The following is a 20396-nucleotide window of genomic DNA, read 5'->3' as shown; positions in this document are numbered from 1 at the left end:
GCGGCCAAAGGCCGCCCTGCCCGGGTCCGCATCCAGATCGCGCGTATCACTTGTGATACAGCTTCTTCGTCTCATACCGCGGCTCGCAGCTGACGTTGACGCCCAGCCGCTTCAGCAGCCTGTCGTCCACATCGCTGAGGACCACGGAGAAATGGGCGTCGCAGCCCCGCAGCTTGGGAAGCTGCTGCTGGGCCATCTCCGCCAGAGGATTGGTCAGAGCGGAGATGGTGAGGGCCATCAGCACCTCGTCGGTGTGGAGACGGGGATTGCGGTGGCCCAGATAGCGGGTCTTGAGATCGCACACCGGCTCCAGCACCTGGGCGGAGATCAGCTCGAAGTGGTCATCGATGCCGCCCACCGCCTTCAATGCGTTGAGCAGCAGGGCCGAGGCGGCGCCCAGGGTCTCCGACGTGCGGCCGGTGACGACCCGTCCGTCCGGCAGGACCATGGCCGCGGCGGGCGCGCCGGTGGTCTCTGCCTTGGTAAGGGCGGCGGACACCGCCGGGCAGATATCCGGGGTCACGCCTCCCTGCTGCATCACCAGCTCCAGCTTCCGCACCGGCTCGTCCCCCGCCTTGCCCTGAAGGCGCTCCACACAGGCGTTGTAGTAGCGGCGCAGGATCTCCTGGCGGGAAGCGGCACAGCAGACTGCGTCGTCCACGATGCAGTTCCCAGCCATATTGACCCCCATATCGGTAGGGGAACGATAGGGGGACGTTCCCTGGATCTTTTCGAAGATGGCGTTCAGTACCGGGAATATCTCCACGTCCCGGTTGTAGTTCACGGCGGTCTTTCCGTATGCCTCCAGGTGGAAGGGATCGATCATGTTCACGTCGTTCAGGTCCGCCGTGGCGGCCTCGTAGGCCAGGTTCACCGGATGCTTCAGGGGCAGGTTCCAGATGGGGAAGGTCTCGAACTTGGCGTAGCCCGCCCGGATGCCCCGCTTGTAGTCGTGGTACAGCTGACTGAGGCAGGTGGCCATTTTGCCGCTGCCGGGGCCGGGGGCCGTCACCACGATCAGGGAGCGGGTCGTCTCGATATAGTCGTTTTTCCCCAAGCCCTCGTCGCTGACGATGTGGGGAACGTCGGAGGGATAGCCCGCGATGGGATAGTGGCGGAAGCAGCGGATGCCCAGGACCTTCAGGCGCTTCAAAAAAGCGTCGGCGGCGGCCTGGCCGCTGTACCGGGTCAGCACCACGCTGCCCACATACAGGTCCATGCCCCGAAAAATGTCGATGAGGCGCAGCACATCGTCGTCATAGGTGATGCCCAGATCCCCCCGGACCTTGTTCTTTTCGATGTCCGCAGCGTTGATGGCGATGACGATCTCCACATCGTCCTTCAGCTGCTGGAGCATCCGGATCTTGCTGTCCGGCTCAAAGCCAGGCAGGACCCGGGAGGCGTGGTAATCGTCAAACAGCTTGCCGCCGAATTCCAGATACAGCTTGCCGCCGAACTGGGCGATGCGGCGCTTGATCTGCTCTGATTGCGTGGTGAGATATTTTTGATTGTCGAAGCCAATAGCTGCCATATGTACTCCCCTTTTCTCTGTTCTCTCAAATCCCGAGATAGTATATCACAAGCCGTCGAATTTTGGAAGCGGGTTTTGACAGTTTTGCCGCGAATGCCGCCGGGTCGGCGGGAGGAATAGGCCGACCTATTAGAGGCGTTTATTGCCGGTATAACAAGTTTGCTCTTTACTTATGGGAAAAGTGCCGGTATAATATGATAGGTTGGGCCTTGCGGTCCATCCTGTTTGTGCAAAACCAGGACCTGTACCGATAGGCGAGGGATGCCGGATGGGCGAGGGATTTTCCCGCCGGTCAAGGCGTTTCGACGCGGGAATACTTCGTGTATTTCAAGGAGAAACAACGCAGAGCGGTGGGAAAAGGCCCGTCCGGACGGTGTGCAGCGCCCATCGGTACAGGTTCCCAAACCGGGAGGTTTTTTGAAATGTCAAATTGCGCCATTGTAGGCATCAACTGGGGCGACGAGGGCAAGGGCCGCATGGTGGACCTGCTGACCAGCGATTACGACGTGGTCGTCCGCTATCAGGGCGGCGGCAACGCCGGACACACCGTCGTCAACGAGCGGGGCAAGTTCGCCCTTCACCTGCTGCCCTCCGGTATTTTCCGTCCAGACGTGGTGAACGTTCTAGGCAACGGCGTGGCCCTGGACTGTGAAAATCTGTGGACGGAAATCCAGGACGTAGCTGCCAAGGGGGTGGCCATCACACCGGAGAATCTGAAGATCAGCGACCGGGCATCCCTGCTGCTGCCCTGGCACCGGGAGCTGGACGGCCTGGAGGAGGCCCGCCTGGCGGATAAGAAGTACGGCTCCACCAAGCAGGGCATCGCCCCCTTCTACTCCGATAAATTCCAGAAAAAGACCGTCATGGCCGGCGAGCTGCTGTATCCGGACAAGCTGTGGGAGCATCTGGAGGGCATTCTGGAGTGGAAGAACCTGACGCTGGAGAAGGTCTACGGCGCCAAGCCCTACACCATGGAGGACCTGAAGCAGTGGGCCGCGGACTTCGGTGAGAAGATCAAGCCCTTCATCTGCGATACCGGCGCTTTCCTGCGGAAGGCCCAGCGGGAGGGCAAATCCATCCTGTTCGAGGCCCAGCTGGGTTCCCTGCGGGACCTGGACTACGGCATCTATCCCTACACCACCTCCTCCAATCCTATCGCCGCCTACGCCCCCGTGGGCTCCGGCTTCCCCGAGGCCAAGCTGGACAAGATCGTGGGCGTGGTGAAGGCCTATTCCTCCTGCGTAGGCGAGGGGCCCTTCACCTGCGAGTGGTTCGGCGAGCGGGCGGACAAGCTGCGCGAGGCGGGCTTTGAGTACGGCGCCAAGACGGGACGGCCCCGCAGGGTTGGTCCCATCGACATCGTGGCGACCCGCTACGGCATCCAGTGCCAGGGAGCGACCGACATCGCCCTGACCAAGCTGGACGTGCTGAGCTACATGGACAAGATCCCCGTCTGCGCCCACTATGAGCTGAACGGGGAGCAGATCGACGAGTTCCCCTTCCCCGCCATCCTGCCTGACGCGAAGCCGGTGGAGGAATATCTGGACGGCTGGCAGTGCGACATTTCCGGCGTGCGGAAATGGGAGGATCTGCCCGAAGCCGCTCGAAAGTACGTGGAATACGTGGAAAGAGAGATCGGCTGCCGGATCACCTACGTATCCGTGGGGCCGGAGCGGGACGCCATCATTCTCCGATAAGCGTAACGCAGTAGCCCACAAATTGCGCTTGCCGGTTTATGCGGTACCGCATAAAGAGAGGAGCTTCTCCTCTATCTTCACTCTGCGCTTTTTCATCTCGAACTATTGGAAAGGGTCGTTCTTATGTCTAAAGACCGTTACGAATCCCCCCTGGCGTCCCGGTACGCCTCTCCCTTCATGCTGCACCTGTTCTCCGCCGATATGCGCATCCAGACCTGGCGGCGGCTGTGGGTAGCCCTGGCCCGGGCGGAGCACGAGCTGGGCCTGCCTGTCACCAGCGAGCAGGTGGCGGAGCTGGAGGCCCACCTCACCGACATCGACTATGAAATGGCCGCCCAGCGGGAGAAGGAAGTCCGCCATGACGTGATGGCCCATGTCTACACCTACGGCAAGGCGGCTCCTTCCGCCGCGGGCATCATCCACCTGGGGGCCACCAGCTGCTATGTCACCGACAACGCGGACCTCATCATCTACCGGGAGGGCCTGCGGTATCTCCGGGGCCAGCTGATCGCCGTGCTGGCGAACCTCTCCAAGTTCGCGGCGCAATACAAGGCCACTCCTACCCTGGGATACACCCACTACCAGCCCGCCCAACTGGTGACGGTGGGCAAGCGGGCCACGCTGTGGATGCAGGACCTGCTGGCGGACCTGGAGGAGCTGGATTTCGTGCTGGCGAATATGAAGTTCCTGGGCTGCCGGGGCACCACCGGCACCGAGGCCAGCTTTATGGACCTGTTCGAAGGCGACGGCGGAAAGATCGACGAGATGAATCGAAAAATCAGCTCCGAGTTCGGCTTTGACAAGTGCTTCCCCGTCTGCGGCCAGACCTATCCCCGAAAGGTGGACAGCCGCATCTTGAATTGTCTCAGCTCCATCGCCCAGAGCTGCTACCGGATGGCAAACGACATCCGCCTGCTCCAGCACGACCGGCAGGTGGAGGAGCCATTCGAGAAGAACCAGATCGGGTCCTCCGCCATGGCCTACAAGCGCAATCCCATGCGGTCCGAGCGCATCTGCGCCCTCAGCCGCTATTTGATGGCCGACGCCATAAACGCCCCTATGACTGCCTCCGTCCAGTGGCTGGAGCGGACGCTGGACGACTCCGCCAACCGACGGCTGTCCATGCCGGAGGGTTTTCTCTGCGCCGACGCCATTTTGCGCCTGGCCCAAAATGTCACCGACGGTCTCCACGTCAACGAGAAGGTGGTGGACGCCGCGGTGCGGGAGTATCTGCCCTTCATCGCCACGGAGAACCTGATGATGGAGGCCGTGAAGCGGGGCGGCGACCGCCAGGAGCTTCACGAGATCATCCGCACCTGCTCCATGGCCGCCACGGCCAAAATGAAAGAGGGCGAGAAGTGCGACCTGCTGCGCCGCCTGGCGGCGGAGCCTGCTTTCGGCATGACCGAGGCGGAGATGGAGGCCGTGCTGGCCCCCAGCGCCTACATCGGCCGCTGCCCAGAACAGGTGGAAGCGTTCCTGGCCCAGGTGGAGCCGCTGCTGGCGGACGCCGCTGCGGAAAAGCCAGAGATCAATCTGTAAATACTGCCCGATCCAAAGGGGCGGGGCCATACGGCCCCGCCCCTTTGATGTTCGTTTTTCACCGGGCCAGCGGGCATCGCCGTCACAAGATACGGAATCGGCTATCCTGCTGGAACGCGTGCCGGGAAGGATTTCCTCCCACGCGGAATATGACCTTTTTCTTCAGATCGTAAATGACCGACCACACCGTATCTCTTCCCGCCTTTCGATCATACTGGCACAAAAAGCCATGCCTGCCCGATAGGATGTCCGCCGCGTTTCCAACCGTCATTTCTCCGGCAAACCGGTCCAGCGCCTTCACCAGGGTCTCATAGCGTGCTCCCGCCTGCCAATCGTCGATGCCCGGACTGCGGAATGGCTCCATGGCCGCCGCATGGTATTGATTGACCGCGCAGACATACGGCTGCCGGTCAGAGGGCCGCAGGAACGCCGCCCCGTCCGAACAGCATTCCACTACCACGATCTCCCCCGCCGCGTCCGCTATCGTGAATGTCTGGGCGGAGCTGATGGGGATATTCTGTATGCGCTCAAGGACCTCCCTCGTGGTCTTACACGTCTCAAGGAAGAAACGAAGCAGCAACCCCGCGTTCATCCCGGGCCGGATGGAGACCGGCTGGACCGACGTCAGGCCCACCGCCAATCCGTGCTCGTTGACACCGTCCTCCATTTGAACGAAAGCGGTGGTATTTCCGGTGAAGGAATAGCCGCTTGACGTGAATCCATAGATCACATTCATGTTGCTCGTTTCAAGCTCCGTCAGAAAATCGCTGTTTCGCCCAAAGAGGATCTGTCTGCCGTTGGAAACAGCCAGGCAAGAGCAGTGACATGCCGGCGGCATGGCATACATACTGAAGAGAAACGCCTGAAGGGCCTTTATATCACAGCCCTGTCCATCCGAGATCCCCCGGATCTCTTCCAGTATTTCAGGGAAGTACGCCTGATAGACGGGAATACAGGAATCTGAAAATGCCGCTCGTTCAGGTGTGATCGGGAAACCGATGTGATCCAAAATAAAATTGCCGCGTTCAGCCAACAGGGCGCCCCATCGAAATCCGATCTCATAGTGCGTCCCGTGAAAGTATTCATGATACATGGATTTGCTCTCCTTTATCGTCATTTGGAGAGCTGCCGGCAACTCTTTTACCAGCGTAATGGAATAAAAAATTCTTGTCAAGTGAAAAATGAACACTCTGCGTCCGGCATGTCTTTCCCCAGCCGCGCATACCCTTCCTCAGAATGACTTGAGGAGAGAAAATCTGATGCTGAACACCATTTATGCGCTTCTTTGGGGACCCGGGACCCTGGCGCTGCTGCTGGGGACCGGCGTGTTTTTGACGGTGCGGATGAGCTTTCTGCCCTGGCGGCGGCTGGGCTTCGCCCTGCGGTCCGCCCTGGGACGGGAGGCCCGCAAAGCTGGGACAAGCGGCGTCTCCCCCTTCTCCGCCCTGATGACGGCCCTGGCCGCCACCATCGGCACTGGGAATATCGTGGGCGTGGCTACGGCGCTGGTAGCCGGAGGGCCGGGGGCGCTGGTGTGGATGGAGATCTCGGCCCTGTTCGGCATGGCCACCATCTTCGCAGAGAGCATGCTGGCGGTGAAGTACCGGCGGCGTGATGAGCGGGGCCAGTGGACGGGCGGCCCCATGTATCTGATGGAAACGGCCTTTGGGCGGCGGGCCGGCGGGGTCCTGGGAAGCGTGTTCGCCCTGTTCGCCGTGGGAGCCTCCCTGGGCATCGGCAGCATGACCCAGGCCAACGCCGTCACGGAGGCGCTGTCATCCACCTTCGGCCTGCCGGTGGGGCCGGTGGGGCTGGCGGCGGCGGGGCTGGCGCTGGCGGGCATCCTGGGCGGCATCCGCAGCATTTCCAAGATCACCTCCGTGCTGGTGCCGGTGATGGCGGCGCTGTATCTGGCGGCAGGGCTGGCGGTGATCCTGGGGAACCTGGGAAACCTCCCCGCCGGGCTGGTTCTCATCCTTCGCTCCGCCTTTTCCCCCCGGGCGGCGGCGGGAGGGATGGCCGGGCTGTGGGCCGCCGTCCGGTGGGGCGTGGCCCGGGGGGTGTTTTCCAATGAGGCGGGCCTCGGCTCCGCCGGGATCGCCGCCGCTGCCGCCGAGACAGACGATCCGGCACGGCAGGGCTTCATCAGCATGACCGGGGCTTTTTTCGACACCATCGTCATCTGCACGGTCACCGGCCTTGCCATCTGCTGCTCCGGGGTCCTGGGAACGACGGACGCCTCCGGTGAGGCGGTGGACGGCGGGGCGCTGACCATTCTGGCCTTTCGGACGGTGCTGGGGGACCTGGGGGCCAAGTGCATCGCCGTGTCCATCGTGCTGTTCGCCTTTTCCACCATTTTGGGGTGGGAATACCAGGGGGAGACAGCCTTCGCCTATCTTTCCCAAGGCCGGTGGAGGCCGGCCTACCGGCTGGCATACATTTTGGCGGCGCTGTGGGGCGGCGGCATGGAGCTGGAGGCGGTATACCGCTTCTCCGACATCTGCAACGCGCTGATGTGCATTCCCAACCTGGTGTGCCTGCTGGCCCTCTCCGGCACCGCCTGCCGGGAGATCCGGGCATACCGCATTCCCCGGAAGCCGTAAATTTTTGCGGGGAAATGATACTTGCTATCTATAAAAAGATAGCGTATACTCATGTGGTGTTGAGGAAAAGGGATGCACATGATGGGGAATTCCCTGTCATGTGCTTTTTATCAGTGTATCTTTACTGAACAATTACTGCACCATGGACGGGCAGACTTGTTTTGGAGAGGAGATCTGTTGCATGAAGAGGCCTTTATTGCTTGCGCACCGCGGATTTTCTGGAAAATACCCGGAAAACAGCCCCCTGGCGTTTCAAATGGCGGTCGAACAAACCCGTGTCGATGGCTTCGAAAGCGATGTCCACATTGCAAAAGACGGCACTCTGGTCGTGTTCCATGACGCGAAAGTAGACCGCGCCTCCAACGGAAAAGGATACATCAAAGATCACACCTATGAGGATCTGATGCGGCTGGATATCGGCGCCTGGAAAGCTCCGGAATTTGCCGGGCAGCATATTTGGACGCTGGAGCAGCTCCTGGATTTTTGCAGGGAGACGCACATGCTGTTGGATCTTGAACTGAAAAATTACGAGATTTTTTATGCGGGCTTGGAACAGCGGGTCATCGACGCTGTATGCTCACGCCGCATGCAGGATCAGGTGTTCGTCTCTTCCTTCAACCATCTGTCCATGCAGGAATTCAAGCGGCTCTGTCCGGAGATGAAAACCGGACTGCTGTATGATAAGCCTATGCTGAATATGGACCATTATTTGGAGGAATCCAATGCGGACAATATCCATCCGCGGTATCTGCTGCTTCAAAATCAGCCGGAGCTTCTGCCGGTCTTTCGCCGGCGGGGCATGGGCGTCCATACCTGGACCGTCAACGAAGAGACCGATATGCGGGAAATGATCCGGTTGGGCGTGGACGGGATCATATCCAATCATCCGGATGTGCTTTGCCGCGTGGCACAGGAGCTGCGCGGCCGGCCGGACCCTTGACCTGCTCACGGCGGCTTTTGGCAAACAGCCTGCTTTTTGTGAAATTTTGAAAAAATGTTGCATTTTCTTTTTTTAATGGTATGATATTTTTGAAATTTTTTGATAAAGGACTTGATAGCATGACAAAGATCGACATCGTTTCCGGCTTTTTGGGCGCGGGCAAGACGACCCTCATCAAAAAGCTGCTGGCGGAGGCCTTCCCCGGTGAGAAGCTGGTGCTCATCGAAAATGAGTTCGGCGAGATCAGCATCGACGGCGGCTTTTTGAAGGAGTCCGGCGTGGAGATCAGCGAGATGTCCGCCGGGTGCATCTGCTGCTCCCTGGTGGGCGACTTCAACCAGGCCCTGAAGGATGTGCAGGCCCAGTTCCAGCCGGACCGCATCCTCATCGAGCCGTCCGGCGTGGGCAAGCTCAGCGACGTGATCGTAGCAGTGGAGAACACCGCCGCCGAGACCAGCAGCATGCAGCTCAACAGCTTCGTCACCGTGGCCGACGCCACCAAGGTGAAGGTCTATATGAAGAACTTCGGCGAGTTCTACAACAACCAGATCGAATCCGCCGGCACCATCATCCTCTCCCGGACCCAGAAGCTGAGCCAGGAGAAGCTGGAGGCCGCCGTGGCCCTGCTGCGGGAGAAGAACCCCGACGCCGCCATTCTGACCACCCCCTGGGACCAGCTGGACGGCAAGGTGATCCTCTCCGCCATCGAAAAGGTGTCCCTTGCGGACGAGCTGCTGGCGAAGATGCGGGCGGAGCATGAGGCCGAGGAGGCGGAGCACGCCCACCATCATCATGACCATGACCACGAGCATCACCATCATGACCACGAGGATGATGAGGAGCACGAGCATCACCATCACGGCCATGAGGAAGAGGCCCATGAGCACCATCATGAGCATGACGAGGATGCGCACCATCACGATCACGAGCACGAGCATGAACATCACCATGAGCACGAGCATGACCATGAGTGCGACGATCCCAACTGCTCCTGCCACCATCACCACCATCACGCCGACGAGGTGTTCACCTCCTGGGGCAAGGAGACCCCCAAGGTCTTTTCTCAGGCGGAGATCAGCCGTATCCTGACGGTGCTGGACTCCGGCGAGTACGGCAAGATCCTGCGGGCCAAGGGCATCGTCAACGGCGAGGGCAGCGCATGGATCGAATTCGACTACGTGCCTGAAGAGCAGGAGGTCCGGGCGGGCCATCCCGACTACACCGGCCGCCTGTGCGTCATCGGCGCGGAGCTGAAGGAAGAAAAGCTGGCGGAGCTGTTTGGTCTCTGAGCCTGGAAAGGAAACGGACTTTACAATGGCTGATATTCCTGTATATCTGATCGCCGGATTTCTGGATTCCGGCAAGACCGATTTCATCAATGGCATCCTGGAGGACGGCTTTGCCCGGCAGGACAGGACCCTGCTCATCTGCTGTGAGGAGGGCGAGCTGGAATACGAGAAAAACGCTCTGGACAATGTGACCGTGGTCACCGTGGAGGACGAGGAGGACTTGAAGTGCTCCCAGCTCAAGGAGTGGGAGAAGCAGTACCGGCCCAAGCAGGTCCTCATCGAGTATAACGGCATGTGGCAGATGGAGCGCCTTTACAGAGAGGTGCTGCCCGCCAACTGGGTCCTTTACCAGATCATGACCTTCGTCAAGGCAGACACCTTTGAGGTCTACGCCAAGAACATGGGCCAGATGATGATGGAGAAGATCACCAACGCGGACATGCTGGTGTTCAACCGCTGCACGCCGGAGCTGCGGGACGCCCTGCGGAAGCGGAACCTGCGGATGGTGAACCGCCGGGCGGACATCTATCTGGAGATGACCGACGGCTCCAGCGAGGACTACAACAACGGCGACACCTGCCCCTTCGACCTGAGCCAGGAGATCATCGACATCCCCGACGACGATTTCGGCGTGTGGTATGTGGACGTGATGGACCATCCGGAGCGGTACGCCGGGAAAATGGTCCACATGAAGCTCATCATGTGCCACTCCAAAAAGTACCCCGGCATCCACTGCCCCGGCCGCTTCGCCATGGTATGCTGTGAGAACGACGTGCAGTTCCTGGGCCTTATCGCCAAGGGCGTGGGGCTGAACCAGTATAACAACCGGGACTGGATCGAGGTCACCGCCCGGATGGCTGTGGAGAACCACAAGGCCTACAAGGGCAAGGGCCCGGTGATGCACGTCATCTCCATCGGTCCCTGTGAAAAGCCCGCCCAGGAGGTCGTCACCTTCTGACAGCAGGCCACTTGACTAATACTTTTTGTAGAATTTTATCGAAAAACTCCCCTCCGTTGTCGAACGGAGGGGAGTTTTTGACGCGTGGGGCCGATCCACGGGGGCCACGCCCGCCGGGTTCTTTGTCAGTCCGCCGGGACCGCGGCGCTTTCGCTGAAGCGCTCCATAGGCAGAACATCTCCGTTTTCATCCAGCAGGTGCTCCGGATAAGAGCTGATATCCGCTGTGTCCGGCAGCAAAAACACATCCAGTACCCTCCCCTCCTCAATGGGGCAGGTATAGGTGACGCCGCTGTTCTGGAAGGTATAGTACGCCGCCTCCGCCGGCAGGTCCCCGCCGCAGAAGATGATGACCGCCTCCTGGGGATCGCCGAAATTCCAGCTGCCCAGCTTTCCGGCGCTCAGCTGCGGCTTTCCTCCGCCGGACCGCCAGCGGTCCGGGAACAGCTCCTCCCGGTCATAGACGCACATAGCCCAGTGTCCGGCGCCGTCGGTGCAGAGGGCCGCGAGATAATCCCCCCTCCGCTCTGTCTCCACGATCCGCAGATCCTCATACTGGAAATCCACCGTGAAGCCCCTCCGGGGTTTTCCCAAATAGTCCGCCGCCAGCTGCTCCAGTCCCACAAGATCCTCCTCCGGCACAGAGCGGAAATAAAAATATCCAAAATACACGCCGCAGGCCAGGGCTATCGCCAGCGCCGCCGCCAGAACGCCCCTCCAAGCCATTCTCCACTCCCGGCGCAGGCTCTCCACGATCTGTTCCCCCGCCTTCTTGGGCAGCTCCTCCGCCGTCAGCACCCGGCCGCTCAAAAGCTCGCTGACGGACAGTCCCAGCGCCTCCGCCAGCTGCTCCAGGCTGTCCACGGCGGGCATGCCCCGGCCCGTCTCCCAGCGGCTGACGGCTTTGTCCGTCACATGGAGCCGCTCCGCCAGCTCCGCCTGGCTGAGGCCCAGGGCCTTCCGGCGGGCGGCGATGAGCTGCCCGATAGCTCTCACGTCCAAAAGATCATCTCCTTTACATACCCTCAGTGGACAATGAACTTGAAAAATCGCAGACGATCTTTCAAGCGGACTGCGCCCGCCGCATGCAAAAGCGTACGGTGACTGCCTGCGAGATCCAAAGCAAGGCCGCAGCCCGCAGCCGGCTGCAGCGCACATGCGCTGCAGCACTTAAAAAGCGTCTTTCCCTTTTTTCGAGTGATCTGATGATACCACACTGCGGGGAAAAATGCACTCTATGGGCCGTAGAGCGGCTTGCTTTTTGGCAGAAAATCCATATAATAGAGATATTCCTGTAAACCGACTGTGAAAGGACTATCTCTGTGAAGCTTCGTGAACGGTTCCCCAAATACCGCCTCTCCCTGCCCCTGGCCCTGCTGGCGGCGGTGCTGCTGGCCGGATGCATCACGCTGCTGGCGCTGTGGTGCCAGCCCAACGCCCTGCGGAGCGTGCTGGCCGGCTTCAAGGCCCAGCCCCTGCTGATCGTGCTGAACGCTCTGCCCGCGGGACTGCTGCTGCTGGCCTTTGCCTGTCTGTTCCGCAATGTATTTTTCGGCGCGGCCCTGGTGAATTTCGCTGTGTGCGGCCTGTCCATCGCCAACCGGGTCAAGATCGAGGTGCGGGACGAGCCGGTGTTCCCCCGGGATTTTGCCCTGCTGAAGGAAGTGGGCAGCGCCATGGGGACCTACGACATCCACCTCCCCGTTAAGATCATCGCCGCGGTGGCGCTGGCCTCCCTGGCGCTGGTGGTCCTGGGCGTTTTCATTGGCTGTAAGCCCCTTTCCCTTGCCGCTCTCAGGGCCCGGCGGAAGCCAGGGGCCTTTGGTGCGACTGTGTCATCCAGCCGTCTGCGGAGCTGGCTCGGCCGCCTGCTGGGCTGCGCCGCCAGCATCGGCGTTCTGGCGGCGCTGATCTTCACCGTGTACGCCTCCAACGATCTGTACAGCTCCTTCCGGGTGTCCAACGCCTACTATATCCCCGGCGTGTTCAACGAGCTGGGCTTCCCCTACTGTTTCTGCCGCCAGTTCACCGTCTGGCCTATCGACAGGCCGGAGGGATTCAGCAAAGCGGAGGCGGAAACCTGGGAGACTGGAGAGCAGTCTGGGCTGGGAAGGAACGTCAATGTCATTATGGTGATGAACGAGGCTTTTTCCGACATCACGGACAGCGACGCCTTCGCCTTTGACACATCCAACGACCCCCTGCCCAACCTCCATGCCCTGCAAAACGACCCGCGCGCCATTTCCGGCAGCGTCGTGGTCCCCGGCTTTGCCGGCGGCACCGCCAACACGGAGTTCGACGTGCTGACAGGGATGCAGACCAACGCCCTGTCCGCCGCCACCACGTCCTCCTTCCGTGTCGTGAACCGGAACCTGGACAGCCTGTTCCGGGTTTTCGGCGGCGATGGCTACCACACCTCTTTCTTCCACCCCGGCGACGACTGGTTCTACAACCGGGAAAACGTCTACCGCTGGTTCGGCGCGGCGGAGACGGTGTTTGTCGATGAGATGGAGGACCTGGACTGCAAGGGCCGCTGGGTCACAGACGACTATATGGCGGGCTTCATTGAGGACAAGTTCGAGGAGGCCATGGCCCAGGGCCAGCCTCTGTTCAACTACACCACCACCATCCAGAACCATATGTCCTACACGCCGGACAAATACGGCGAGGGATACAGCTTCCCAGACGTGCCGCTGACAGTCCAGGTGTCGGAGCAGGTGGAAACGCTGCTGAAGGTCTACACGGAGGGCGTCCGGGACGCCGACGCCATGCTGGGCCGCCTGCGGGACTACTTTGCCGCCCGGCGGGAACCGGTGGTGCTGGTGTATTTCGGCGACCACCTGCCCTACCTGGGGGATAACCAGCTGGGCTACCGGGAGTTGGGGATGACGGCGGACGGCGTGGTCTGGGATGCCATGACCTCCTACGAGACCCCCTATGTGATCTGGGCCAACGACGCGGCGGCGGAAGAACTGGATTGGGAAAACGCCGTGGAAGCCCTGGAGCTGCCTCAAGGCGCTGAGATCTCCGCCGCCTTTCTGGGGGCGGCGGTGCTGGAGCTGACGGGCCGGGCTGGGGAGAGTCCCTGGTTCGACTTTCTGAATGAACTGCGGCGGATGGCCCCTGTGGTGCAGAAGGACGCCTATCTGCTCTCCGGGGACACCCTTCTCTTCCAGACGGACCTGGACGGGGACGGCAGCAAGGCCGGACAGGCCCTGCGGGACAGCCTGTCCCAGTGGCGGAAATGGAGCTATTATAAGCTGCGGTATAAGGATGTGGATTGATGAAGAGCCGTCAAATGGCCCTGTGCGGCCTGCTGACCGCCCTGGCGGCAGTGGTGCTGCTGCTGGGCGGCGCCATCGGGATCGGCACCTTCGCCGCGCCGGTGCTGGCCATGGCAGCGCTGCTTCCGGTGCTGGAGGAATACGGCCCCAAGGCCGCCGGGACGGCCTATGCGGCGGCATCGCTGCTGGCGTTGCTGCTGGTGCCGGACCGGGAGCTTGCGCTGGTATACGCGGGCTTTGGGTGGTATCCCCTCCTGCGGCCATGGATCGCCCGTATTCCCTCTCGAATTTTGCGGCTGGTATGCAAGCTGGTGGTATGCAATGCCGTGATCCTGATGCTGTACGGCCTGCTTCTGCGGCTCATGGGGCTGACGGCGGATCTGACGGGGACCTCCCTCCTGATGAACGCAGTCCTGTTGGCGATGGGAAATCTGGTGTTTTTGCTGCTGGATCTGGTGCTGGGCAGGCTGACGGATCTTTGGTGCCGGAAGCTGCGAAAGCGGTTCTTTTCGTGAAATGCTGCCGCGTTCTATTAAGGAAACAAAAAGCCTGCTTTTGGGAGGGACTTCGTAAGGAAGTTCCTCCCAAAACTTTTTGTAAAATCAACTGATTGTGATTGGATTGCAAGGAAAGCCGATATATCAGAGGACTGCGGCGCCCGACGGTGAAAGCGGGTTTGTCCCACTTCCAGGCAAAAAGCGACAAAAATCGCCCGGTGGGCCGTAGGCCTACCGGGCGACAGATGTCTGCGTTATTTCCTTTTGCCGCATTGTATGATCTATTCTTCTATTCCCCCACGGGCATATGCGCCTGCTTCTCTTCGGCCTCTTTCGGGAATTGATCGGGAGCAAACTTTTTGATGGCCTTGATCATGCCGATGGTACCGCCTGCGGCGCAAGCCATGATCACCGGGACCAAAAGGAGCTTCAGCATATTACGCATCTCCTTTCTTTAGAAACGCTTCGATCTTCTTGGTGATGGGGTCGTGGGGAACGCCGTTGGGGAAGATTTTTTGGAGCAGCTTGAGGATACCGGCGGTGCCCACCAGGGCGCAGACCATGATAATGGGAACCAGCAGGAATTTCGACATACAGAAGTCTCCTTTCAAAGCAGAATGTGGTATTAGTTATTCTCCGAAAGTTATTCAACGGAGCGTTGCTTATCTTTCGTGATTGTAGTATAGTATTGTCATTGGAAATGTTCAATCAGCAATGTTTTTGTTTTCGTTAGCTGTGAAACATTTTCTTCATATGTGTTGAAAAGGGGAAATTTTTTATGGCGTCTGATGCACGCGTCCGATACACGAAGATGATCATTAAACAGCAATTCGCAGAACTGCTGAAGGAAATGCCGTTAAAGCGGGTAACGGTGAAGGCGATCTGTGACCGGGCCGAAATTAACCGGGCCACTTTTTACCGCTATTACAATGATCCCTACGACTTGATGGATCAGATCGAGGAAGAATTTCTGACCGACCTGATGGAAAAATTGGGACAGTCCTCCACCAAGGGGATCAAAGAGAATTTCCTTGTCATTATGGAGAAGATGAAGGGAAACATTGCTTTATATCAAGCCCTGTTTTCCGAGAATGGCGACCGTCGGTTTTTAGAGCGGCTGATCATACTCTGTTATCAGGGATCTGCCGTTGCTTTACATCAGAAATTTGAACATCTGTCTTTGCAAGAGCAGGAATATCTTTACTATTTTTTGGCCCATGGATGCAGCGGCATTTTGACACAGTGGGTAAGCGGAGGAATGGAAACGCCCATTGACCAAGTGGCGGATTTTACAGAGCGATTGTACGAAAATGCTATCCGAGGGATGTAAAGCGATATAAGGAGCCACGGATATTCCTGTACCGGTTTCTTTTTACGCTTTTTGGGATAGCCCTACTTCACCCGCAGTCCTCAATCTCCTGTCTCATAATGCAGCGAGCATAGCTTTTGTGCTGCCGCGGGCACCCCAAAAGCGGGCGGCACCGTGCGCCGAGAAGGGTTCCCCTATCACCCCAACTAAAAAACAGCGGAAAGGGCGGCACTTCCTTATGAAGTGCCGCCCTTCAGCGGGCTTTTTTCTATTTGGCCAAGTCCGTCCGGGTAACCTGTAGAGGCTGATGCCCACATCGGCCCATTAAGACGATCTCCGCCACACCGAAATCACGTCTCCCGCGGATGAAAATGCTCCCACACCGCCTCCGCCGCGCTTCGGGGCACCACGGCGGACAGAGCCTCCACGTCCGCCTCACGGATGGCCCTGATGGTCCCGAACCGCTTCCGCAGGTCCGCCTGCCGCTTGGGTCCCACGCCGGGGATGCCGTCCAGGGCGGACTTCATGGCGCTCCTGGTGTGGCTCTCATGGTGGTAGGTGATGGCGAAGCGGTGGGTCTCCTCCTGGATCTGACCGATGAGGGAGAACACCGCCGGATTGTTCACGATGCCGATCTCCCGACCGTCCGGTGTCACCAGAGCCCGGGTGCGGTGGCGGTCGTCCTTCACCATGCCGAAGATGGGAACGGCGCAGCTGAACTCCCGCGCCACCGCCAGAGCGGCGTTGGCATGGGTCACGCCGCCGTCGATCAAAAACACGTCCGGCAGGGGCAGGAACTTCTCGTCCCCGCCGGCGGCCCGCTGGAGACGGCGGCGCAGCACCTCCTGCATGGAGGCGTAGTCGTCGGGATGGCCTGCCAGGGACTGGATGCGGAACCGCCGGTAGGCACTCTTCAGGGGCCGGGTCCCGCTGTACACCACCATGGAGGCCACGATGTCGCTCTTGCCGGTGTTGGAGATATCGAAGGACTCCATCCGCTTGGGCGGCGCAGACAGGTCCAGCATTTTTCCCAGCAGCTCCAGGGTGTGGGCGGTGCGCTCCTCAGCGGTGGTGGCCCTCTCCGCTTCCTCGGCTGCGTTGCGGCAGGCCATATCTCGAAGGTCCGCCTTCTCCCCCCGCTGGGGGACGTGGACCCAAACCTTATGGCCCGCCCGCTTCGTTAGGACCTCTGAGAGGTTCTCACAGTAGCCCTCGGTCTCTGTGGGCAGCAGGATCTCGTGGGGCAGGATCGCCCGGGGCAGATAATACTGGGCCGTCAGGGCGGAGAGCATCTCCGCCTCCGTCTCCTCGATGGGAGCGGTGAACAGCTCCGTCTCCCGGCCTGTCAGGTTCCCCTCCTCCATGTGGAGGATGGCGTAGCAGCACTTGCCCGCGCCCTTGCAGACGCCCCAGATGTCCGTGTCGGCGCAGAGGCCGGCAATGACCGTCTGCTTTTTCGCCAGGGCGCTGATGGCGTTGATGCGGTCCCGCAGCAGCGCCGCCTGTTCGAACCGCAGAGCCTCCGCCTCCGCCTCCATCTCGGCGGTCATGTCCCGCAGGAGCTGCTTGCTCTTTCCCTCCAGCATCTGGCAGGCCTGACGGATGCGGCGGTCGTACTCCTCCGCCGTCATGTCCGGGCGGCAGAAGCCGTCGCACCGGCCCATGTGGAAGTTCAGGCAGGGCCGCTCCGCCCCGATGTCCCGGGGGAATTTCCGATTGCAGGTGGGCAGCCGCAGGGCGGAAAACACCGCGTCCAGGGCCTGGCGGGTCTCGAACCGGCCGCCGAAGGGGCCAAAATACCTCGCCCCGTCTCCGGCGCACCTATTGACCATGGTGAAGCGGGGGTATGGTCCCCGGGAGAGGCGGACGAAGGGATAGCCCTTGTCGTCCTTCAGCAGGATGTTGTACTTAGGGCTGTGGCGCTTGATGAGGGAGTTCTCCAGCACCAGGGCCTCAAACTCGCTGGAGACGAAGATGGTGTCGAAGTGGTCCACCTGGCTCACCATCTGCCGGGTCTTAGCGGTGTGGGAGGCGCTGTCCTGAAAATACTGGCTGACCCGGTTTTTCAGTTTTTTCGCCTTGCCAACATAGATGACCTTTCCGGTTTTGTCCATCATCAGATAGACCCCCGGCAGCAGCGGCAGATCGTTGGCCTTTTCCTTCAATTCCTCACGGGTCACGGAGCTTTCCTCCCTTCAAAACGGTATGGCGGTCCGGCGTTTCGCCAGGGCACCTTAAATTTTTCCCAGTATAGCACAGGCGCGGCCTCCGCGCAACAGAAAAAGGCGGTCCCAAGCGGAACCGCCCCTCAGAACGCCTTTTTTACTTATTCGCCGAAATTATCGTTCACCAGCTCCGTCAGAGCGGCGACAGCTTCCTTCTCATCGCTCCCGTCAGCGATCAGGGTGATCGCGGTGCCCTTCACGATGCCCAGGGACAGAACGCCCAGCAGGCTCTTGGCATTCACACGGCGGTCTTCCTTCTCGACCCAGATGCCGCTCTTGAACTCGTTGGCCTTCTGGATGAAAAATGTGGCGGGGCGGGCATGCAGACCTACTTCGTTATTGATGGTGATCTCCTGTGTATACATGATACAACGCTCCTTTTCTACACAATATCGAAAGTCAAATCAAATAGACAGCAACTTACAATACTGATACTATCATACCGGGTTTTCCCCATCCCGTCAACGGCGAATTTCACAAACATTTTATAAATTTATTTGGAAGGGTATCCCCTTTTTGGCAGTTTATACCACTCTGCGCTAAAAATATGCCCGCTCTGGTCGATTTTGGCGTTTTTCAGGGCATTTTCCCCACCTGGAAGAAAGTTCCGCGGCTGACGTTTCTCCAACCGGAGACAATAGGAACTGGGTATCGCGCACTTTCCATCCCCGCAAAAGGAGGAAAACAACGTGAAGAGAAGTCTGACGCTCTTGCTGACCGCTTTGCTGCTGGTGTTTTCGCTGACAGCCTGCGGCGGCGACAAGCAGCAGGGCAGCAGCCAGTCCGGCGAAAACAGCAGCCAGAGCAGCGGCCAGACTGGTGAGAACAATGGCCAGCTTGGCGAAAACAACGGCCAGACCGGCGAGAACAACAGCCAGAACAACGGCCAGCTCGGCGAAAACAACGGCCAGACCGGTGAAAACGGCGGCTCCGCAATTGGCGACGCGATCACCGACGGCGTCGAGGACGCCAAGGACGCCATCGACGACGCCGGCGACGCCCTGACCGGCGACAATACCGCTCGCCAGCGGTCTGGCAGCATGTTTTAAGTGCTTTCTTAAAACGGGACTCCGGCAGCCGCTGGGGTCCCGCGGTTTTTGTGCGTTGGGGGTTTCTTTTCGTGCCGTTTTCTGTATAATGGAAGAAAACGAGAGGAAATGAGGCTTGACATATGGCGGAGGCGTTTTCCATGCGGGTCATCGCCCGGATGCACAGTGATTTTGCCACCAAATTCGGCGTGCCCCGGCAGAGCGGGCTGGTGGACGCCCTGGAGGCCACGGTGATTTTTGAGCCGGAATACCGGAATCCCGACGCCCTGCGGGGATTGGAGGACTTTTCCCACCTGTGGCTGGTGTGGGTCTTTGACCAAGCGGCGCGGGAGACCTGGTCCCCCACCGTGCGGCCGCCCCGGCTGGGCGGCAACCGGCGGATGGGAGTATTCGCGACCCGCTCCCCCTTCCGGCCCAATCCCATCGCCCTGTCCTCCGTCAGGCTGGCGGGCGTGGAGCAGACATCGGAATACGGGCCGGTGCTGCGGGTCCGGGGAGCGGACCTGATGGACGGCACGCCGATCCTGGACATCAAGCCCTACCTCCCCTATGCCGACTGCCACCCAGAGGCGGCGGGCGGCTTTGCCGCCGTCCCCGCCGGAGAGACGCTGGAGGTGGTCATTCCCCGGAACCTGCTCTCCCGCGTCCCGGCGGAGCGGGCGGAGGCCCTGCGGGGCGTGCTGGCCCAGGACCCCCGGCCCCGCTATCAGGATGACCCGGAACGGGTCTATGGATTCATCTTCGCCGGGCTGGAAGTGAAATTTTCTGTGGATGGGAACCGGCTGACCGTGAAATCCATTGAGAGAAAAAACGACTGACTATGCGTCAGCCGTTTTCTCGTATTCATTTAAGAAGCCGCTCCAAAAGCCCATCCTTTCTCGCACAATCACATGCCGGAATTTTCCGCATCCCTTGCACAGGTCTAGTTCCTTCGACAGTATGTAATCCTTTTCTGTTTTTTGGAGATGGTTGATCCGATTCCAACAGTCCACACAAAACTCTGTCATATTTCTCTCCGCCTTTAGTCATCTTTCAAATAATATTACAGCAACTCATATGATAACGTCAAGCTGTAAATACTCATCTTTAGACTAAAAATGGGTTGCGTTATGAAGCTGTATGACTATCACGGAAAATATAATTGTTCAGGGCCTCGCATCCTTGCTCGGAGAAAAGAGCTTAGACTCTCCCAGGAGCAGTTGGCCGCCAAGCTCCAGCTGCAAGGTCTGGAGATCACACAGCGGGCCATCAGCCGCATTGAGACAGGCGCGCGGGTCGTGCCGGATTTTGAGATCCACTTTTTTGCAAAGGCACTGGATGTCTCGCCTCTCTGGCTGCTGGAAGATGACGATTAAAAAACTCCCGAAGGACATATCCTTCGGGAGTTTTTGCTTGTTTCTTACTTCGCGGCCTTGGCAGCCTTGATGGCCTCGATCAGCAGCGGGGTGACCTTGAACAGGTCGCCGCAGATGC

19 protein-coding genes are annotated in these 20396 nt (G+C 59.7%); 12 read left to right on the top strand and 7 right to left on the bottom strand.

Translation table 11 applies throughout. The features are described from left to right. Positions 1 to 46: 46 nt before the first annotated feature. Entirely contained in the window at positions 47 to 1531 is a 1485-nt protein-coding gene (locus tag Q0Z69_RS10910) for a DUF1846 domain-containing protein (RefSeq protein ID WP_298033288.1), read from the bottom strand. Between the two features lie 422 nt (positions 1532 to 1953). On the opposite strand from Q0Z69_RS10910, the gene Q0Z69_RS10905 reads away from it, so the two are divergent. After that, positions 1954 to 3228 carry an adenylosuccinate synthase gene (locus tag Q0Z69_RS10905; RefSeq protein ID WP_298033285.1) on the top strand — a complete coding sequence of 425 codons (1275 nt, stop codon included), beginning with the start codon at positions 1954 to 1956 and terminating at the stop codon, positions 3226 to 3228. Between the two features lie 123 nt (positions 3229 to 3351). After that, positions 3352 to 4770, top strand: coding sequence for an adenylosuccinate lyase (purB, locus tag Q0Z69_RS10900; RefSeq protein WP_298033283.1), 1419 nt, complete (start codon positions 3352 to 3354; stop codon positions 4768 to 4770). 82 nt (positions 4771 to 4852) lie between these two features. On the opposite strand, the gene Q0Z69_RS10895 is transcribed toward purB, so the two are convergent. Further along, positions 4853 to 5863, bottom strand: coding sequence for a C45 family autoproteolytic acyltransferase/hydolase (locus tag Q0Z69_RS10895; RefSeq protein WP_298033280.1), 1011 nt, complete (start codon positions 5861 to 5863; stop codon positions 4853 to 4855). 166 nt (positions 5864 to 6029) lie between these two features. Between Q0Z69_RS10895 and Q0Z69_RS10890 the strand changes: the two genes are divergently transcribed. From Q0Z69_RS10890 to Q0Z69_RS10875, 4 genes are all read left to right on the top strand, one after another. Continuing rightward, positions 6030 to 7373, top strand: a complete 1344-nt coding sequence (locus tag Q0Z69_RS10890; protein ID WP_298033276.1) for a sodium:alanine symporter family protein — start codon at positions 6030 to 6032, stop codon at positions 7371 to 7373. A gap of 142 nt (positions 7374 to 7515) precedes the next feature. Next, positions 7516 to 8313, top strand: a complete 798-nt coding sequence (locus tag Q0Z69_RS10885) for a glycerophosphodiester phosphodiesterase (RefSeq protein ID WP_367272305.1) — start codon at positions 7516 to 7518, stop codon at positions 8311 to 8313. A 119-nt stretch (positions 8314 to 8432) separates the two neighbouring features. Further along, a complete protein-coding gene (locus tag Q0Z69_RS10880) occupies positions 8433 to 9602 on the top strand; it encodes a CobW family GTP-binding protein (RefSeq protein WP_298033270.1) in 1170 nt (389 codons plus the stop codon). Positions 9603 to 9627: 25 nt separating this feature from the next. Beyond that, entirely contained in the window at positions 9628 to 10560 is a 933-nt protein-coding gene (locus Q0Z69_RS10875) for a GTP-binding protein (protein WP_298033267.1), read from the top strand. Between the two features lie 125 nt (positions 10561 to 10685). On the opposite strand, the gene Q0Z69_RS10870 is transcribed toward Q0Z69_RS10875, so the two are convergent. Then, on the bottom strand, positions 10686 to 11555 hold the full coding sequence (locus Q0Z69_RS10870) for a helix-turn-helix domain-containing protein (protein WP_298033360.1): 870 nt from the start codon (positions 11553 to 11555) through the stop codon (positions 10686 to 10688). 326 nt (positions 11556 to 11881) lie between these two features. Here Q0Z69_RS10870 and Q0Z69_RS10865 point away from each other — a divergent pair, with 326 nt between their 5' ends. Continuing rightward, positions 11882 to 13843, top strand: a complete 1962-nt coding sequence (locus Q0Z69_RS10865) for an LTA synthase family protein (protein ID WP_298033265.1) — start codon at positions 11882 to 11884, stop codon at positions 13841 to 13843. Further along, the gene (locus Q0Z69_RS10860; RefSeq protein WP_298033263.1) at positions 13843 to 14358 is read left to right on the top strand and encodes a hypothetical protein; all 516 of its coding nucleotides are present in this window, start codon (positions 13843 to 13845) and stop codon (positions 14356 to 14358) included. Before Q0Z69_RS10865 ends, Q0Z69_RS10860 begins: the two co-directional genes overlap by 1 nt. Positions 14359 to 14629: 271 nt before the next feature. Here the strand turns inward: Q0Z69_RS10860 and Q0Z69_RS10855 are convergent, their stop codons facing one another. Both Q0Z69_RS10855 and Q0Z69_RS10850 read right to left on the bottom strand, forming a co-directional pair. Further along, positions 14630 to 14776 (bottom strand): hypothetical protein, encoded by a 147-nt coding sequence (locus tag Q0Z69_RS10855; protein WP_298033260.1) that lies wholly within the window; start codon positions 14774 to 14776, stop codon positions 14630 to 14632. A gap of 1 nt (position 14777) precedes the next feature. Continuing rightward, complete coding sequence (locus Q0Z69_RS10850; RefSeq protein ID WP_298033257.1) at positions 14778 to 14933, bottom strand: hypothetical protein; 156 nt, start codon at positions 14931 to 14933, stop codon at positions 14778 to 14780. A gap of 185 nt (positions 14934 to 15118) precedes the next feature. Between Q0Z69_RS10850 and Q0Z69_RS10845 the strand changes: the two genes are divergently transcribed. Further along, the gene (locus Q0Z69_RS10845) at positions 15119 to 15670 is read left to right on the top strand and encodes a TetR/AcrR family transcriptional regulator (protein WP_298033254.1); all 552 of its coding nucleotides are present in this window, start codon (positions 15119 to 15121) and stop codon (positions 15668 to 15670) included. 329 nt (positions 15671 to 15999) lie between these two features. Here Q0Z69_RS10845 and uvrC read toward each other — a convergent pair whose 3' ends face one another. Together uvrC and Q0Z69_RS10835 are read right to left on the bottom strand one after the other, a co-directional pair. Then, positions 16000 to 17829 (bottom strand): excinuclease ABC subunit UvrC, encoded by a 1830-nt coding sequence (gene uvrC / locus Q0Z69_RS10840; protein ID WP_298033251.1) that lies wholly within the window; start codon positions 17827 to 17829, stop codon positions 16000 to 16002. Positions 17830 to 17975: 146 nt separating this feature from the next. Then, positions 17976 to 18239: an HPr family phosphocarrier protein gene (locus Q0Z69_RS10835; RefSeq protein WP_298033247.1), complete on the bottom strand. Its 264-nt coding sequence runs from the start codon at positions 18237 to 18239 to the stop codon at positions 17976 to 17978. 324 nt (positions 18240 to 18563) lie between these two features. Between Q0Z69_RS10835 and Q0Z69_RS10830 the strand changes: the two genes are divergently transcribed. The 3 genes from Q0Z69_RS10830 to Q0Z69_RS10820 all read left to right on the top strand — a co-directional run bounded on the left by Q0Z69_RS10830 (position 18564) and on the right by Q0Z69_RS10820 (position 20278). Then, the gene (locus Q0Z69_RS10830) at positions 18564 to 18923 is read left to right on the top strand and encodes a hypothetical protein (RefSeq protein WP_298033244.1); all 360 of its coding nucleotides are present in this window, start codon (positions 18564 to 18566) and stop codon (positions 18921 to 18923) included. Positions 18924 to 19045: 122 nt separating this feature from the next. Then, positions 19046 to 19741 (top strand): tRNA (N6-threonylcarbamoyladenosine(37)-N6)-methyltransferase TrmO, encoded by a 696-nt coding sequence (gene tsaA / locus Q0Z69_RS10825; RefSeq protein ID WP_298033241.1) that lies wholly within the window; start codon positions 19046 to 19048, stop codon positions 19739 to 19741. A gap of 279 nt (positions 19742 to 20020) precedes the next feature. Then, positions 20021 to 20278 carry a helix-turn-helix domain-containing protein gene (locus tag Q0Z69_RS10820; RefSeq protein WP_367272302.1) on the top strand — a complete coding sequence of 86 codons (258 nt, stop codon included), beginning with the start codon at positions 20021 to 20023 and terminating at the stop codon, positions 20276 to 20278. The last annotated feature ends 118 nt before the right edge of the window (positions 20279 to 20396 follow it).

This window comes from uncultured Dysosmobacter sp., from assembly GCF_947631165.1.
In the GTDB taxonomy this organism is placed as follows: Bacteria; Bacillota; Clostridia; order Oscillospirales; family Oscillospiraceae; genus Oscillibacter.
Note: the sequence above shows the minus strand (reverse complement) of the source record. Positions and strands in the feature narration are given on the sequence as shown.